Origin of the sequence: Rhizobium redzepovicii (assembly GCF_019793435.1) — a bacterium.
Taxonomy (GTDB): domain Bacteria; phylum Pseudomonadota; class Alphaproteobacteria; order Rhizobiales; family Rhizobiaceae; genus Rhizobium; species Rhizobium redzepovicii.
Window position 1 is genome coordinate 133,551 of record NZ_JAILYH010000020.1, and the last position, 15,557, is coordinate 149,107.

17 protein-coding genes and 4 pseudogenes are annotated in these 15,557 nt (G+C 56.4%); 11 read left to right on the forward strand and 10 right to left on the reverse strand.

Annotated elements, in window-relative coordinates:
* Positions 1-24: 24 nt before the first annotated feature.
* Both rctB and K6N12_RS27695 read right to left on the reverse strand, forming a co-directional pair.
* Entirely contained in the window at positions 25-495 is a 471-nt protein-coding gene (gene rctB / locus K6N12_RS27690; RefSeq protein WP_004676103.1) for an SMa0974 family conjugal transfer regulator, read from the reverse strand.
* 163 nt (positions 496-658) lie between these two features.
* Positions 659-1,672: a class I SAM-dependent methyltransferase gene (locus K6N12_RS27695; RefSeq protein WP_004676105.1), complete on the reverse strand. Its 1,014-nt coding sequence runs from the start codon at positions 1,670-1,672 to the stop codon at positions 659-661.
* Between K6N12_RS27695 and K6N12_RS27700 the strand changes: the two genes are divergently transcribed.
* The 5 genes from K6N12_RS27700 to K6N12_RS27720 all read left to right on the forward strand — a co-directional run bounded on the left by K6N12_RS27700 (position 1,671) and on the right by K6N12_RS27720 (position 6,410).
* Complete coding sequence (locus tag K6N12_RS27700) at positions 1,671-1,964, forward strand: hypothetical protein (RefSeq protein ID WP_018247163.1); 294 nt, start codon at positions 1,671-1,673, stop codon at positions 1,962-1,964. The two genes, K6N12_RS27695 and K6N12_RS27700, sit on opposite strands and share 2 nt — an antisense overlap.
* Positions 1,961-2,812 carry a helix-turn-helix domain-containing protein gene (locus K6N12_RS27705; RefSeq protein ID WP_157214064.1) on the forward strand — a complete coding sequence of 284 codons (852 nt, stop codon included), beginning with the start codon at positions 1,961-1,963 and terminating at the stop codon, positions 2,810-2,812. The genes K6N12_RS27700 and K6N12_RS27705 overlap by 4 nt, the downstream gene beginning before the upstream one ends.
* A 70-nt stretch (positions 2,813-2,882) precedes the next feature.
* Positions 2,883-4,139 carry an MFS transporter gene (locus tag K6N12_RS27710; protein ID WP_004676106.1) on the forward strand — a complete coding sequence of 419 codons (1,257 nt, stop codon included), beginning with the start codon at positions 2,883-2,885 and terminating at the stop codon, positions 4,137-4,139.
* 2 nt (positions 4,140-4,141) lie between these two features.
* Positions 4,142-5,548 (forward strand): hypothetical protein, encoded by a 1,407-nt coding sequence (locus K6N12_RS27715; protein WP_018247164.1) that lies wholly within the window; start codon positions 4,142-4,144, stop codon positions 5,546-5,548.
* Positions 5,549-5,924: 376 nt separating this feature from the next.
* A complete protein-coding gene (locus K6N12_RS27720) occupies positions 5,925-6,410 on the forward strand; it encodes a helix-turn-helix domain-containing protein (protein ID WP_222149020.1) in 486 nt (161 codons plus the stop codon).
* A 71-nt stretch (positions 6,411-6,481) separates the two neighbouring features.
* Here K6N12_RS27720 and K6N12_RS27725 read toward each other — a convergent pair whose 3' ends face one another.
* The 4 genes from K6N12_RS27725 to K6N12_RS27740 form a co-directional block, all read right to left on the reverse strand.
* A complete protein-coding gene (locus K6N12_RS27725; protein ID WP_004668595.1) occupies positions 6,482-7,717 on the reverse strand; it encodes a CapA family protein in 1,236 nt (411 codons plus the stop codon).
* 81 nt (positions 7,718-7,798) lie between these two features.
* Positions 7,799-8,641 (reverse strand): transporter substrate-binding domain-containing protein, encoded by an 843-nt coding sequence (locus tag K6N12_RS27730; protein ID WP_011053397.1) that lies wholly within the window; start codon positions 8,639-8,641, stop codon positions 7,799-7,801.
* A 57-nt stretch (positions 8,642-8,698) separates the two neighbouring features.
* Positions 8,699-9,448, reverse strand: coding sequence for an ABC transporter permease (locus K6N12_RS27735; RefSeq protein WP_016737468.1), 750 nt, complete (start codon positions 9,446-9,448; stop codon positions 8,699-8,701).
* A gap of 4 nt (positions 9,449-9,452) precedes the next feature.
* Positions 9,453-10,118: an ABC transporter permease subunit gene (locus K6N12_RS27740; protein ID WP_018247166.1), complete on the reverse strand. Its 666-nt coding sequence runs from the start codon at positions 10,116-10,118 to the stop codon at positions 9,453-9,455.
* 241 nt (positions 10,119-10,359) lie between these two features.
* Here K6N12_RS27740 and K6N12_RS27745 point away from each other — a divergent pair, with 241 nt between their 5' ends.
* Positions 10,360-11,271 (forward strand): LysR family transcriptional regulator, encoded by a 912-nt coding sequence (locus K6N12_RS27745; protein WP_004668587.1) that lies wholly within the window; start codon positions 10,360-10,362, stop codon positions 11,269-11,271.
* A 173-nt stretch (positions 11,272-11,444) separates the two neighbouring features.
* Positions 11,445-11,622: pseudogene (locus K6N12_RS34350) on the forward strand (IS630 family transposase); the annotation flags it as partial.
* Positions 11,623-11,831: 209 nt separating this feature from the next.
* On the opposite strand, the pseudogene K6N12_RS27750 reads toward K6N12_RS34350, so the two are convergent.
* Positions 11,832-11,942: pseudogene (locus K6N12_RS27750) on the reverse strand (IS630 family transposase); the annotation flags it as partial.
* Between the two features lie 58 nt (positions 11,943-12,000).
* Complete coding sequence (locus tag K6N12_RS27755; RefSeq protein WP_004668585.1) at positions 12,001-12,195, reverse strand: hypothetical protein; 195 nt, start codon at positions 12,193-12,195, stop codon at positions 12,001-12,003.
* A gap of 474 nt (positions 12,196-12,669) precedes the next feature.
* On the opposite strand from K6N12_RS27755, the gene K6N12_RS27760 reads away from it, so the two are divergent.
* The gene (locus K6N12_RS27760; protein ID WP_004668584.1) at positions 12,670-12,846 is read left to right on the forward strand and encodes a DUF3606 domain-containing protein; all 177 of its coding nucleotides are present in this window, start codon (positions 12,670-12,672) and stop codon (positions 12,844-12,846) included.
* A gap of 789 nt (positions 12,847-13,635) precedes the next feature.
* Here the strand turns inward: K6N12_RS27760 and K6N12_RS34355 are convergent.
* Complete coding sequence (locus tag K6N12_RS34355) at positions 13,636-13,902, reverse strand: hypothetical protein (protein WP_237358605.1); 267 nt, start codon at positions 13,900-13,902, stop codon at positions 13,636-13,638.
* Between K6N12_RS34355 and K6N12_RS34360 the strand changes: the two are divergent.
* From K6N12_RS34360 to K6N12_RS27775, 3 genes and pseudogenes are all read left to right on the forward strand, one after another.
* A pseudogene (locus tag K6N12_RS34360) lies at positions 13,867-13,941 on the forward strand (DUF5372 family protein); the annotation flags it as partial. The gene K6N12_RS34355 and the pseudogene K6N12_RS34360 overlap by 36 nt on opposite strands.
* Positions 13,942-14,077: 136 nt before the next feature.
* Positions 14,078-14,536 (forward strand): hypothetical protein, encoded by a 459-nt coding sequence (locus K6N12_RS27770; RefSeq protein WP_011053402.1) that lies wholly within the window; start codon positions 14,078-14,080, stop codon positions 14,534-14,536.
* A gap of 98 nt (positions 14,537-14,634) precedes the next feature.
* Positions 14,635-15,135, forward strand: coding sequence for a helix-turn-helix domain-containing protein (locus tag K6N12_RS27775; RefSeq protein ID WP_010011748.1), 501 nt, complete (start codon positions 14,635-14,637; stop codon positions 15,133-15,135).
* Between the two features lie 28 nt (positions 15,136-15,163).
* Here K6N12_RS27775 and K6N12_RS35040 read toward each other — a convergent pair.
* Positions 15,164-15,335, reverse strand: a pseudogene (locus K6N12_RS35040) (IS66 family transposase); the annotation flags it as partial.
* Between the last annotated feature and the right edge of the window lie 222 nt (positions 15,336-15,557).

Genomic DNA, 15,557 nt, shown 5'->3' on the forward strand with positions numbered 1-15,557 from the left:
CTTTGGGTGGCGGAGCGGTCGAAGCTACTGTTCGTCCGTTCCGCAGCGGTCGTTGTAGAGGCGATTGCAGGTTTCACCAGATCGGGTGCCGTCTGCGTGAAGCCACTCTATAGCCCCCTCGGACACGGACGTGGCCAGAAACAAGCCTGCTTCCAGCAGCGCGCGGATGCCACAGAAAGTGACGAGGTCTCGCGCTGAGACCGTGAAGAACAGGCTTTCACTGGTCGGCCTTATGATCGCGCCTCCACCTTCGAAAGCTAGAAACCTGTCAGGTCCCACGGAGACGAGGGATTGGTAGAAGTCCTCGATTTGCGTGCAGATCTTGTCGGCAACGTGCTGCGTGCGCGTGATTGCGACACACGCTTCGGCGACGTGCACGCACTTTGGAACATCTTCCTCACCCGCGAATGATGGCGCTCGTGGCAGGACCAGATGCGCGTTGCACGGCGGGCTCAGCTCAACGAAGTGACGGACTTCGCCAATCGATTTCTTCATGCTGTTCCTGCCTATTTGGAGAAAAAAGGCTTTTAGAGGTGGCAAAGCGCTGAGGGCTGCTCAACGTGATGGAGCGCTTTCTGCTGACGCGAACGTTGTTCCAGTTGAGGCTCGTGAAGACGTGACGCAGTTGCGCTTACGCGACGGTGAAGATGAGGAATCGCTAAAGGGTCCAAGATCGCCCCGATAGCCGCCTTGCTTCGGATTCCGGGTAAAGGCGGTAGGGAAGGTCCGCATAGACATATTCTGCCGGAATCGCGGGTGGGGACAGCTTCGATAGGAACAGGTCGAGATTCTCCCGACTGTTGCTGGAGACAAGCGTGTAGAAATTGCCGCTGTTCCAGGTGACGAATGAGTGTCCAAAGAACCGGCGTAGTGTTTCGCTCATCTCCGAAAGGGTGACTTCGTTTCGATCCATTCGCGTTAGCACCGTCTCTTCCTTGGCGCGAATATCTGACGCGCTGAAGAAGCGAGCTTTGAAGCTATGGTCCTTCTGGCGTTCCCGCCGCCGATATTCCTCGGCGTCTTCATGCCTGAACTTCTCGACGAACATGAAGAGCCCGTTGGTCTTGAGATGCTGCGAGACGAAACGGATCTGATCGAAGCGATTTGGCGAATACATCTGGAAAGTCGTGTCCTCGAGGATGATATCGAAACCGCTGCCAAACTTTCGGAGCTCCACGTCTTCTTGGACCCTTTGCGATGTCAAATAATGAAATGGTCCGTGAAAAAACATGGCATGAGGAGGAACGCCATAGGCATAGAAGCTTCTAAGGTTTTCGACGTTGGGACTGCATGACAGTGTTTCTATCCTGCCCTTGCCAAGTTCGCCGATCACACGAGCCATCGTCCCCTCGGCTGTACCTAGCGTGTAGAGTTGCAGTTGACCCTTTCTGGCCCGCGCGTATTTGAGGATCGCGCCGCCTATGCGGCACTCCTCTTCGAGGCGGTAGGGTATGCTGCTCAAGTAGTGCTTATCGAATGGACCTCGGCGCAGCGGATGAAGGGCTGAAAAGCGCCTGAACGTCATGTCCACTGGGAACAAGCGGCGATCGAGCTCAGGCGGACGGATAGGCATTCCGGCCTCACCGGATGCGGTGGTCGAAAAAAACTCAGAAAGCTCGTTAAGGCGAGGGGCACGGTCGCACTCCTCAATGAAGTCGGCAAATTCACGCATGCGAAAGCCTGCCTTTCTCTCGCACCATCGCGTTTTTGGGGTTCAGGGGGAAATCGCGCATCCCGAAAAGATTGTGCCGTCAGCGATGATGTCGGCAGAAGATGATCGCGAACGTCATCTTTTCGCATCCACGATTTTGATTGGTTTTCATGAAATTGACATGAAATTCGACCTGAGGTTAAAGCCTGGCTTGTTGACAACTTGGGGTGAGGTAGGGTCGCTACCACACCGGTTTTTCAGGGGAGCAGCTTTCGAGTGGGGATCATTCCATCAATTCACCCCGAGAGGATGAAGAAGTCACAAGGGGAGATCATCCTTCACCAGCAAGGCCTTTGGAGCCATGCCCGCGCAGATGTCGTTCGCCGGCGCAGTCTCGGGCGACAGGTTATCGACGTTGTCGCGGATGACCACCTGATCTTCCTCAACATAAGGGGTACGGCGGCATCCGGCGAAAATTTTGTGGACGGACGAAGAGTCGAGTTCAGTCCGCGTCCAGACGGCTCGCTTGTTTACATTCCGCCCGGTTGCCATTGGAGCGGTTGGGATGAAGGCGATGCTGAGGGTTGTTATCTTATGATAACCGTGACGCAGGATTTTTTTTCCAACCTCACGACCAAGCTCCCGCGCGTAGGCACCTTACGTCCGGAGCTTGGATTTAGAGATCTGCCGATCCAATGCTTGGCGCGGCAGATTGCCGGAGAACTTTCACACGACGATTCCGTGGGGAGTCTGATCGTTGAAGGGCACCTCGCGGCTATCTTCGGACTTCTGCAGCGCCGCTCCGGCACATCTGGCAGATTGTCTCGAGGAGGATTGTCGCCTACGGTTCTCAAGCGCGTAATAGGGCGAATTGAAGCTCACATTGATCGACCTCCGAGCGTGCGCGCTCTGGCTGAAGAGGCGGGATTGACCTACGAGCATTTTTCCCGCGCTTTCAAGCAGTCGCAAGGCTCGACGCCCTATGGCTTCTATAACCAACGCCGTCTTGAACGCGTGACCGACCTTCTCCGCACGACTGCGATCAGCGTGACCGAGATCGCCATCGCCTGTGGCTACTCCAGCGGGAGCCACCTCTCGACCAGATTTCGCCGAGAGACGGGATTTTCCCCTGCCGAGTACCGGGCGCTCTGGAAAGAATAGCTGGTTCTGGACGAGAGATAATATCAATTTCATGAAAGCCGCCAGCTCTTCAGAAGAATAGCATGTCCCCATGAACCTGCCAGTAGGGAGTTTGGATGAAGTGGGCGCAACAGAAAACAGCGGCATAGGGTGTTATGCCTCTCGCGGCATCTATCTCTTCTGTGTTCTGGCGTCGGCCATTGGCCGGAATGTCTACTTCGTGCTGGCGGCATGGGCTGCGACAGATGTCAGCAAGAGCGCGAGCGCTCTAGCTATCCTTTTGGCGCTCGGCAGTGCCGCCGAGTTGCTCACCAGCAATGTTGGTGGGGTTCTAGTTGATCGATTTGATCGTCGCTTCGTCTGTATCGCTTGCGATTTATCCAGGTTGATCCTCATATTTTCAACTGGTATTGGTCTCTCGTTCGGTGACCCACTTGGTGTTCTTTGCCTATCGTGGACCATCTTCGCGTTCATCGACAGAACCTATTCGACTGCGCTGCAGGCCATCATTCCAGACATCGTTCGTCCTAAGAACCTCACTTCATTCAATTCGGCGTCTTATATTGCGATGCAGGCGGGCAATCTCATCGCCGCCATCGTCACCGGGTACAGCTTAACCGCCATCGGGATGAATCTGACGTCGATCCTGCCTGGCGCCTTTTTCGGCCTATCACTGTTGGGGCTGCTGGCACTGCTCGGCCGACAGCCGCCTTCTCGTTCTCGATCGGATTTGCAGGCAAAGAGCATTCGTCGGATGGATCTGTTGCCGACGACCTTCGTCGTTCACTCACTGAAGACCACCGCCGTCATGTATGCGTTGACCTATGCGATGGGCATGCTTGTGAGTGTATTGGGCGTCGCATATGTCACCCGCGAACTCATGGGGTCGGCGCTAGAGTTCGGTTATCTCGAGGCAGGTTGGGCCCTCGGTTCGATGGCGGGCTGTTCAACCCTTCTTCTCAGAAGGGCGCGTTCGCGACGACAAAGCATCCTCTTCCAGTCGGCGCTCGCTGGCATTGTTCTGTTGGGCTTTCCGGTTTTCCAGAGCTTTTTGTCAGCGCTCGTTCAACTGGTGTTGCTCGGCTTCTGCTACAATGTCACGCGAATCCTGATCGATGTACGGGTTCAATCGACTGTTTCGATTGACATGTTGGGGCGGGCGCGAAGCCAGATCCACACGATCTGTGTTTCGATAGGGCTTCTTGCGTATGGCATCATCGGGACGATCGGAGACGCAATTCCACCTTCGGGGATTTTCGGCCTCTTCGGGGCGCTGATGGTGACCGTCGCGCTCTTCTTTTACTTTAACATGGATCGGGGAGCGCCGGCGGAAAGCCGGTTCGTCTGAGGATGGAGACGTCGCCCAATAGCGACCTGGTTTCAAAAGGTGAGGTGTTGGCCCTCATTTTTGAATTATTCCCTTGGTTGCGTCAGTTTGAGCAGGCATCGCTGAACGACTACGCAAAGGCGGCTTTCTCGGTTGGATCGGATCAATCGGGGTGCGTCGCGCGAAGCCAGGCAATGTCTTTATTGCGGTCACGCGTGGCGGCCGTCGCGCAACGTCAGGGTTATTCAGCAGAAGCCGCATCGCGCTTTCAAACCGAAATCGAAGTCGCTCCGGTGCTGCAGTGTGGCCCCCACCTCCACCTGTTGATCGAGCCTGACGCATTTTACACCCATCTGTTCTCCCTGATGGGACTTCGCGCGCATGGCAGGACATCCTATATCTCCTACGCTTGCTCGACAGTGAAGTTCGTAGAACGCGGTCGCAAGGGTCCGGCCTGGCTCCACGTCGATGGCGATGCAGTCAACGTCTTCGGGCTGTCGCGCAGCAAAATGATCCCCTACAGCATTCTTGGCAGAAACGGCTGCTACAGGTTCCATCTTCAAAACGTCGACAGGCCCGGTGATGACTCGGAGGCAATTTCGTGCTTGCGAGACCTTTTGCCTCGGGGCGAATTCCAGTCGGCGGCAGAGGCGATCAAAGCGGCAAATCTTTGCCTCTGGAAGCGGTATTCTGACAGCCAGGTCGATTTTCTTCAGCTTGACGATACCGACGTTGCCGATCTGGTCGCGGATCACCTTTCCGATGGCCGGTCCTGGCTGCGAGCCTCGCTGATCGAGGACCGAGCATTCGCGATGCGCCTCATCCACTGCATCGATCAACTCGCTGACACGGCTTGGCGAGGCTGGCTGAAAAACTCGACGCATTTTTTCTGGGGCTGCATTGAAGGGCGGCTTTTTCCACTTTGGCTGGATGGCAGGGTCCTCCGGTCGAAGGCGACAGATGATGTCTGTGTTGAATTCTCGCCGCCAAGTCTTGTGGAGGCCCTGAGAACTGGCCGGATCGTTCCGAACCTTCTGCTGATGTTCATCGTAACGTCGATCCTGCCTGGCGTGCGTGTCCTGGGTGGAAGTCGGCATACGATCTATTATCCGTTGATGCGCTGGGCATTCTGCGAGGCGTTGAGGAACAACCATCGTGACACACAGCTTCTCAACGCACTGTCAAAGGACGAACGGCCGGGGGTTTGGGGCCATCGCATCATCTCCTCGCCGTGCGAGCCATTTTCGCTGTTGAATGCTTTTAGCCGTGGGGGAATTGAAACGCTTCTCGGGCTGTTCGGCAAGATGAGCATTATCGACGCTTGCGGGCCCCTTTCCAGCTTCACCCAGGACCCCCTATGGGCGGAGCTTGCGGTAGCCTATTCCTCCGGGAGAGTGGGCAGACAATCCTGGCAATGGGCGTTCCGCTGATCGCACCTCCTTTGGTTTTCTGACCACTTTACCGCCCGAAGCGTGACCTCTCGCTTTGAGACAAGTGTCCGCGCGTAAAGCGAAGCTATTGAATTTTGTAAAGAATTCGGTTGCGCGGCGGGCGGATTTCAACTAAGCTGGCAGCGAGGCAGTACGCGCTGCCTTGGGGCTTCGTAACCCCTGTTAGCGGTTGGTGCCGGCCGATTCGGCACCACACTCCTTGACCTTCGGTCGAGGAGCCTGTGGCGTATGTCCAGGTTCCTCGGAACTAAAGGCCACAGGGCCGTCTAGCACGGTTACGAACTCCCCGATCAGTGGGTTGAGCGAGTTTTCAGCGGGGGCGCACCGCGTGAAACTCTCCATCGGGGTGACCACCATGAAGCGCTATGTAGCAGCCCAGGTTCGGACTTCGAGACCTGCGCAAGCCAAACAGTCGGATGTTGCACGCGAGTCGGTACATCCAGTCGATCGGCATGTCGGACAGCAAATCCGTATCCGCCGAATGCAGTCGAATGTCTCCCTAGGGGATCTCGGCGTCGGCATCGGGGTGAGTTTGCAGCAGGTACAAAAATATGAAAGCGGTAAGAACCGCGTCAGCGCTTCGATGCTCTACGAGCTTGCCAATTGCCTCAAGATCCCGGTTTCGAGGTTTTTCGAAGGCCTTCCAGATCCCGAAACCACTCAGGGCCAGCAATTCATAACAGAGATCGATGGGAAGATTGCCTACATATCCACGGCGGAGGGACGGCGTCTGATAGACGACGTTTTGCTCCTTTCTCCGCGTGTGCGCAGCCGGGTCGTTGCCCTCGTCAGCTCGATTGTCGATGAAGAGATGGAAGAACACAAGGACGTTTCCCCATAAAAAGACCAACAAGAGCGCGGCCGCAAAAATTGGTCAGCGGTTCGTAGAGTTATCGCCGCATACTGCAGGTTCTAAAAAGCGATCTGGCCAACGTTCTTCTCTCGGTCAAGCACAGTGCCAAAACCGGCACTGCGGTCGGCAAGATCGTCAAGGATGTCTGCCGCCATTCTGCCATCGGCGAGCACAGGGAAGGGGAGGCGATCGCGTGCAGGATTCGATAATGCCTCGGTTCCACCGATCACAATCGGACGCAAGCGTACATTTTCCAGCTGTCCGCTAGATCCAAAATTGCAGGTCGCGATGACGCTCCTCCACACTTCCGGCGGGCTCCATTCCTGTTCGTCCTTTTCCGTATGGAAGAGGAAGTTGCCAAGGCCGTAGAAAATTGGCGTATTCCGATATATCTCAACCCCTTGAAGGACCGGAGCGCCATGGCTGACAAAGAGGCCTGCGCCCGCGTTAACGCAATCGTGCGCAAATTCGCGGACCCAGACGGGGACTTGCTGCCAGTTCGGCTCCCAATGGTGATGATGCAAATACACGATGACGAGCGTGTCGCGGCCCGCTTCTTCCGCGATCGCCGAAAGGTGAGCCCTGGCGCTGTGCCGGTCCATGACGATGCGGCGAGCGGTCTCATCTGATCTGCGAAACACGGTTCCATAGAAATCAATTTCGTCTTGGCCATGAAGATCAGGCGGATCCTCTGGCTGGGCATAATTCGCGCGCTCCAAGGGCGAACTTAGAAGACGCTCCTGAATGGAGCGAAGCAAGTTGAATGTTCCCGCTTCCAGGTCGAATACCCTGGAGACTTTCAGACTATTGATGCCGGGCCTTGCTATCCTGCCCTCAGTTGCGTCCTCGGCGTACATGAAAGACGGGCCTGGCCCGGCATCCATGGCAATCAGCGCGACATTTCGGGATCCGAACGTCATTTTCTGTGCCGTGGAAGCATGATGCTTGTTGTGGCCGATGCCGGCATGCAGGAAATTGTGTGCCGCAACCTCCTCCAGCGTCGAGAGGATCCCCGGCGGTCCAAGATCGAAAGCATGGTTGTTCGCCAGAGCCAGGCTATTGAAACCGAGCTCCTTCAACGCCGCCAAGACATCCGGCGCTGCAGCGCCGAAATAGCTGCCTTTGAGCGGCCATCCACCATGACGACCATAGATAGTCGTCTCGAGATTGGTGAAGGCAACATCGCTTGCTTTGAGGATCTCGGCGATCTCAGCGAGCCGTGGATCGCCGATCGTTCGAAGATCATGACGGATGAGCGACTGGCCGGTGACAGCAATGGAAAAGGGTGCGGACATATGGTCTACCTTCGATCTTTGGGACTGCCGACTGCTCACGCGCTATGGCTTCGGGGGAAATGCGTGTCGGAAAGCCAGTGTCTAGTTCGATGTCTGCGGCGAAACATCGATCTTGAACCATTGCTCGCTCAGCCGCTTCAGGGTTCCGTCGCTCGTGGCGGCCTCGATGGCGCTATCGAATGCCGCAACCAGTTCGCCGTCATCTTGCCGGAGCCCGACGCCGACACCCGGGCCCCACAGGCCACCGGAGAGCCGCGGGCCGTAGAGCGTCGCAATCCCGCCATCCGTGCTGTCGAGGAAGGCTTTCCAGGTGAAATAGTCGGCAAGACCGCCATCGATGCGCTCAGCCACGAGATCGAGATGCATGTTGTCCTGGGAATCGTAGCTCCTGATCGTCGCGACCTTTCCGAACAGTTCATTGAGCACCGCTTCCGAATTCGATGATCGCAATACGCCCAAAGTTCTGCCGTTGAGAGCGGCTCGAAGCTCCTCGATCTTTGCCTGCTTTTCAGGGTCGATAGTTGTGAGGTCGAGCTCGGCCAACGTATCCGTGGGCGGAAGATTGAGATCTTTGCGTATGACAACTTGGTTGAAACCTCCGGCGTAGGGCTTGGAAAAAGCGATAGATTTCTTCCGCTTCTCAGTTATCGCCATCCCCGACATGATGGCATCGAACTTTCCAACGGTGAGCGCCGGTATGATTCCGTCCCAGTCCTGAGGCACGAAAGTGCACTCGAACTTCATCCTCCGGCAAAGATCGCGGCCGACGTCGATGTCAAAGCCGGCGAGCTCCCCTTGGGGGGTGATGGCATTCCAGGGCGGCGAAGCACCTTCAGAGGCGATTGTCAGTGTCTTCCTGTCCATTGCTCCCGCGTTGTTGGCGCAGACGACAAGAGACAGGGCAAGCAGAAGTGTTCGTTTCACGACGATGTTCCTTTCATTGCTGAGTTTGATTGTTGGCGTCCGGGATGTGGGCTGGCGTCAAGTTTCAGCCGAGGCGAGAGGCGGCTTTCCGTTCGCTCTTCGAGGTACAGGTTGCGCCGGCGGTGGACGGTTTGCCGTCGGCGTCCAACGCGTCTCCAGCATCTGGAAACCTTGCGTGATCAAGAGGGTAAGCAGCAGATAGAAAGCCCCCGCGGCAATGAAGACCTCGTATGGGGCGAATGTCTCCGACACCAGCTGTCGGGCGAGCCCGGTCACCTCAAGCAGCGTGATGGTGCTTGCAAGGGAGCTTGCCTTCAGCATTCCAACCACCTCATTTGCATAGGCGGGAAGAGCGATCCTGAGGGTCAAAGGGAACACGATAAGACGGGCAGTGTGGAAACGGGAAAGGCCCAAGGCTTTGGCCGCTTCAATCTGCCCACGCGGGACCGCCTGGATCCCGCCGCGCAGAACTTCTGTCGTATGGGCGGCGCTGTTCAGGGTGAAAGCAATGAAGGCGCACCAGAATGGCTCTCGCATCACGGCCCATAGAAAGCTTTGGCGGACGAGGGGAAGCTGGCCAATCCCGTAGTAAATCAGGAAAAGCTGAACCAGAAGTGGCGTGCCGCGGAACGCATAGGTATATGCCAGCACGGGCGCGGAAGCCCACGGATTTGATGATGCCCGTAGGAAGGCGAGCGGGACCGAGACGGCGAAGCCTGCGGCAAGCGATGCGAATGTCAGAACCAGAGTGAGAAGAAGGCCGCGGGGAAGGGTGAGAAACGCTTCAAGCGCGATGGTCATGCTCATTGCCTCAACCTTTCATCGCCGGGAGCGAATAGCGGCGCTCCAATAACCGGAACGAAAGAAGCGACAGGCTTGTGAGGGCGAGGTAGATTGCAGACGCTGCGAGATAGAAGGGGAGTGGAGCGCGCAGTGAGCCTGCGCCTATATAGGCGACGCGCATGACATCCGTCAGCCCGACGACGGAAATCAGCGATGTATCCTTTATCAAGGAGATGCAGAGGTTACAGAATGCCGGCAGAGCGATCGGGATCATCTGGGGAATGATGATCAGAAACCAAATCTGCGCGTTCGAAAGCCCGAGCGCCGCTGCAGCCTCTCGTTGGCCTGGTGCAACCGCGTTGATCGCACCACGGAATATTTCCGCGGCGTACCCACTGAATACGACGGTCAGTGCCGCGACACCGGCCGCAAATGCATTAATCTCGATGTAGCCACCGGTAATCGCGCTCAAAAGGGCGGTTCCGCCGAAATACGTCAGGAGGATGATCAGAAGTTCCGGAACACCCCGGATGATGCCCGTGTAGGCCCGCATGCACGATGAAACCGACTTGCGGGTCGAGTTGCGGAGAACGGCAATAAGCAAACCTAATAGGGTCCCGAAAGCGCAGCTCAAGGCAAACACTAAAAGTGTGTTCTTCAATCCAGATAAAAATTGATCTACAAATGCGTACAATGCAAGTCTCCAATATTCTTGCGAGCGCGCCGAAATAGGAAAGTTATTCTCCCGACATATACAAAGGGCTTGCCGAGATTAACCGAGGGTAGATTGGATTTATTAGCTTAACCAGCGCTCTAAGTTTGGCGTATGTCAAAAATATACTTTGACTTGCCGCCGTCAATTTATAAGATTCAGGAAGTTTTGATAAGCGCAACTTATGAGGCGCGTCGCTCGACCACGATTGAGATTCCCGGCCATGGACATCACCGACTCCGGAGTGAAGATCCGCCACCTTCAAATATTACGGGAGGTCATGCGCGCCGGCTCGGAAAGGCTCGCAGCGCAGATGTTGCGAATAACCCAGCCGGCGGTCAGCCAAAACATCAAGCAGCTAGAGGAGACTGTCGGCTTCGCACTCTTTCGCCGGGAAAACAACAGGTTGATCCCCACCGTCAAGGCATGGGAATTTCTACGCACAATCGACGCGGCGTTTGCCGGACTTGATCGGATCGGACCGTCAATCGACTTCCTGCGGAGCAACGATACGCGAATGATCGGCATCGCGGCGCCAAGCGCTTTCTCCTTCGCGACCTTGCCGAAAGTGGTCAAAAGGCTTCGGGAGAGAAGCCGCTCTTACGCCGTTCAGGTGAAAACAGGAACCTATCAGCAGATTGCAGATCATGTGTTAAACGGCCGCTCGGATCTTGGCATCTCCCGATTGCCTCTTGATGAGCGCATTCTTGATTGGATGCCGGTCGGCTCAGCCACCAACGTATGTCTTTTTCCGGTCAACCATCGATTTGCGGCACAGCAGCTTGTTACTGCCGAAGATCTTGCCGGTGAGGCGATCATCGACATCGACCCGCAATTTGCCTCTCACCAAATGAGCGTCAATGCCCTTCGGTATATGGGAACCGCTCCTGACATCGCCGTGGAATATGACGCCAATGGCAATGACATTGGCTATGTCATGACAGGGATCGGCGTCTCGATTACGAACGAGATTATTGCGAGCGAATATGCTGAATTCGACGTTGCATTCCGCGAATTTCAGCCAGGGGCAACATATCACTACGTCGTCGTTTGGCAAAAAGATCGAAAGCTGAGTGATAGCCTAAGATTTGCATTGGAAGAGATAGTCGCGGCTTTGACAGATCGGGCTGCTTGACGATCGCATCGAGGTATGACCCTCGCACCGGAAAACAGATGTTGCGAGTTCATGCTGAACCGCGAGTTGTGCGCGTAAGCTTAGAGCGGGATGATTTTAGGTAGACCCGTGAGAAGGATTCCCTATGACGCAAATCGGATTCATCCTTCTGGCCGGTCAGGAGGCTGAGCTGGATGGCGAGACCTGTTTCGAATAACCGCGAGAAGTTGTAGAAGCGGTGATACAGGAGGGGTGTGGTGCCGGGCGGCGTCCAAGCGCTTCCGCATTGGCATCAGCATCGCGATCGATTGGGTGCGGCGCGTGACGCGACGGACAGCGCAGCCCGGCAGGATGAGTAGCCACAAGCCGCGAACGGCGGTGGCTTACCTAAGCCACCGAGCAGATAGTTGCGCCATATCGTAGAAGAACATCGCGACAATCGGAACTGCGTCGGTTGGCAGAAGCGGACCGGTTGTTTGTGCGATCATTGGTGCCATGTTCTCTTTAAGTGATTCTGCAGTTATCTTAAAATGGCGGATGACACTTCAATTGGACGCAATATCGACTAGAGCAAATCCTGTTCAATCCGGGTCATATCCAGCAGCCCTGAAGTAGTTTGCGCATTCTGTCGGCGTGAAGCGGAGCATCAATGCGCCTAGGACGTCCCATAGAGCATCGATCTTTCGTTCCGCGCCCTCCGTGGTTGACTGCGGCCCCTAAACCGGGACCGCGTGCCGGTGGCGACGGAAGCTATGAGATCACATGCTCAATGCGCTCGAGGTGGTGCTGAGGCACGATCTGAAGGGGTTCCTCGGCCGCTGCGATTTCCTCGACCGTAAGTCCGGTGGCGATGGCCAGGTCCTCAAGGCTGTAGCCCTTCGCAATCCTGGCTTTGCGGCGACGAGCGGCTGCGGAGGTGTTGTCGGCGGTAGCAAATTGATCCATTCCAAACTCCAAATCACGTTGATGTAGCGGCTGAGGGGGATCTGTCCCCGATGGGTTGGCTCCTTCGTGGTGCCGACTCGGTCAGAGGTTAGCCGCAACCTGCCGAGCCGCTTGGTTTCTCTTCGCAGACGACGCTCTTGCGTGGCTTCCGCCGCGATCTTGTTCTGCGTTCGGATGCCGAGCGCTCCTGCATTAGCGCTGTTGTTCTAGTCCTGCTTTCTATGACAATCAATCCATGGGTTTGCTCATAGGCACACGACGAGCCGTACCAACTGCCTGGGAAGAATTGTCCGCTACTGATTAACTGCGGTCGCAGATATGCCTTGCGCGATCTCATCGTCGAAGTGAACCATCTCGCCCGAGGCCATGTGCAGCGCGTCCGCGACATCGCCGAAGCGCGCCTCACCATAACGGAGGCCGGAACTTATTGAATCGGCGCCCGTTCGTAAGGACCGACATTAGGAGGATCTCACCATGGCAACCACATCCAAAGCCCGCAGCCAGGATCGTGCTCGCGTCGCAGGTGGTCAGGATCACGAGGTGAAGTACGAAGCCCGGAAGGAAGGCATTTCCAAGGAAGCGGTGAAGAAGACCGTGAAGAACGTAGGCAACAGTCGCAAGAAGGTCGAAGCCGAACTCGACCGGCACTAATCCGGGTTGGAGAGTTCAACCGTGAGGGTCCGCAGCCATAAAGTCAGCGGCGGAAACAGCCGCTGAAAGTCTGGCTCCGACGGATCATAACGCAGCGGCGGAAGGCGCCTGACTGCAGGAGTTGACGACCCCGCAGGAAGCGTTTCGGAGCAAGGCTATCGAAGCTGCGGGATACAGCGCCGTCGAGCAAAGCCAAAAGTATTGGGACGCCGGAGCGTTTCTTGCAAAGGGGCGGAGCCGCATCGCATGAGGAAGGGGCTGGCGAGCGAACCCAACGAGCTCCAAAGTCGCGATACGCGACGGCGTCGGCTGACTTTACCTGCAGAACAGAATTCAGAGGCCGACAGACCGTGGGGCACCGCGTGCGGACGCCGGTCCCGACCGGTCCGTTCAATCGACTTCTAGAAGCTGCCATCCCGTTTTTGGGACCGGCCAGCATCGTCGATCTTCTCGTGCTCACTGCGCTGAATAGGAAGCGCGGTCGGTATTAAGCCATTCTCCCGTAACGCCAAAGGCGAGCGGCGGAGCGCCGATCAATCGCCCGAGTCGGGTCTCCAGTGTTTGAAACGATGCTCAGGGAAGCGGTCGACGTGAACCTCGCTTAAATCCTGCGGAGTATTCCATTGCCGACATGGCAGTCGATCAGATCCCGAAACAGGCTTAGCGAGTGCCACGTGCATCGTCGTCCCGATGTGGACTGTAGACTAGCTTCCTGCATAGGGCGATGCGATCCTGAGTTGCGTTCATGTGTCCTCTCCTTCGCGACGGAGAGACCCTAAGCTATGCCGACTAGGCGGCCGCTATGGTGCCGGAAACGTTGGCAAAGTCGGTTAATCGGCATAGTTTGCTGGTCAGCATAAACGTGCTTTTGCCGCGCGCGGCAAAATGCAGTTTGAAGCAGCGTCGCGATCGTCGCCCAAGTCCTGCCGCCGCCTTCCGAGCCGGGTTCATAATGCCGGATTTCCGACGTTTGAAGCAAGGGTCACCTATCCCTTCCATCCACTGGTTGACCAAACCGTCTTGGTAACCGGCAGCCATGAGCACGAAGGCGTTCACTATCTGCTCATTCTGGCACACGGTGGTTCATTTCAAATTCCGGCATGGATGTTTGATCCTGCGGCAAGTTCGATCGAGATCGTAGCTGCGCCGCGCCTTTCGGCAACCAAACTCGTTGAACTGCGCGCCAAGCTTTGTTGCCTGACTATTCCGTTGCGGTCGCTGCGGTCGCCGATTGCACATTCAATACTCCGGGAAAGGCGGCAATACGCAGCGATATGTTTGTCGCGGCACGTTCGGCGCCATGGCGGTCGGCAACTGTATCGGGTTCGGCGGCATGCGGGTCGATCGGGCCGTGGCGCAGGAGGTGCTCGAGCGATTGCAACCTCTGGGAATCGAGGCGGCCTTGCGGGCAATGGAGGCGCACACGCAGCGTCATAGCGACAATCAACAGCAACTCGAGAACTTAATCAAGCAAGCACAATACGAGGCTGCCAGGGCGCGCCGCCAGTATGATGCTGTCGATCCGGGCAATCGGTTGGTCGCCGGCGAACTGGAGCGGCGCTGGAATGAGAAGCTGATCCTATTGCGTGATCTCGAGGTCCAGTTCGAGATGCTCTCGACCGACCGTAACACGCCTGCTTTATCGGCCGACGACCGTACAAGATTGATGATGCTCGGTAGCGATCTATAATAAGGCATGGGACAGGTCCCGACGCGTCTATCGAGACACGCGAAAAGATCATTCGGCTGCTGATCAAAGAAATCATTGTCGATACCGTTGACGACACATTGGCGCTCGTCATTCATTGGCAGGGTGGCGATCACACCCGGATGACGGTGAAGAAAAACAAGATCGGCCAGACCCGCTGGGCAGTTAAGGCTGATGTTGTCGATCTCGTTCGCAACTTGGCGAGGCAGTTGCCCGATTTGTCGATCGCAGCAATCTTGAATCGATCCGGCAAGCGGACAGGGCATGGCGCCAGCTGGACGCGAAGCCACGTCTGCAGTCTTCGCAACATCCACGGCATCTCCGTCTATCGAGAAGGTGAACGGGCCGAACGCGGTGAGAGAACCCTCGACGAGGCCGCCGACATTCTAAAGGTGAGTCGAGCTACCGCCTACCGGATGGTCAGCAGCGGTGTCCTTCCCGCTCGCCAGTTATGCACCGGAGCGCCGTGGATCATCCAGCTTTCCGACCTTCAACACGAAACCGTGCGCCGCGAAGCCGATGCCAGGCGATCCCGGCGTCCGATATCTCAGGATCCGGTTCAAAATCCTCTTTTATTATAAGGACATCATCAGATGAGGAGTATGTCGCGCCCTCGTCACCTTCAGCAAACAGGCTATTTTTTCTTAACGCCTGGGGCTTGATTGCCCGCTCAACATGTGGAGTCCACTTCGACGCGGCCGTCTTTCAGGAAGCGCTCGAAGATATCGCGGCGCGATATGGAATAGCGGAGAGCTCCGCGAGTTTTGATTTTCCGGGTAACGCCCCTTAGCCACGAACAGGCACATGATCCTTGGCGCGATTTGAAGTCCACGTGAATTCCCTTGTCCCCAGCGCAACCGTCGACATTTCTCGCAGATGTCGGGCATCCGCCACTTTTGTCAGGTTTGTCGTGATTGGAACGTTTTGTTCGCCGGTCTCTCCGTCAAATACACATCAACCTGCCCTCAACCCGCCCATTGATAAAAGAAAATCATCTTCTTGG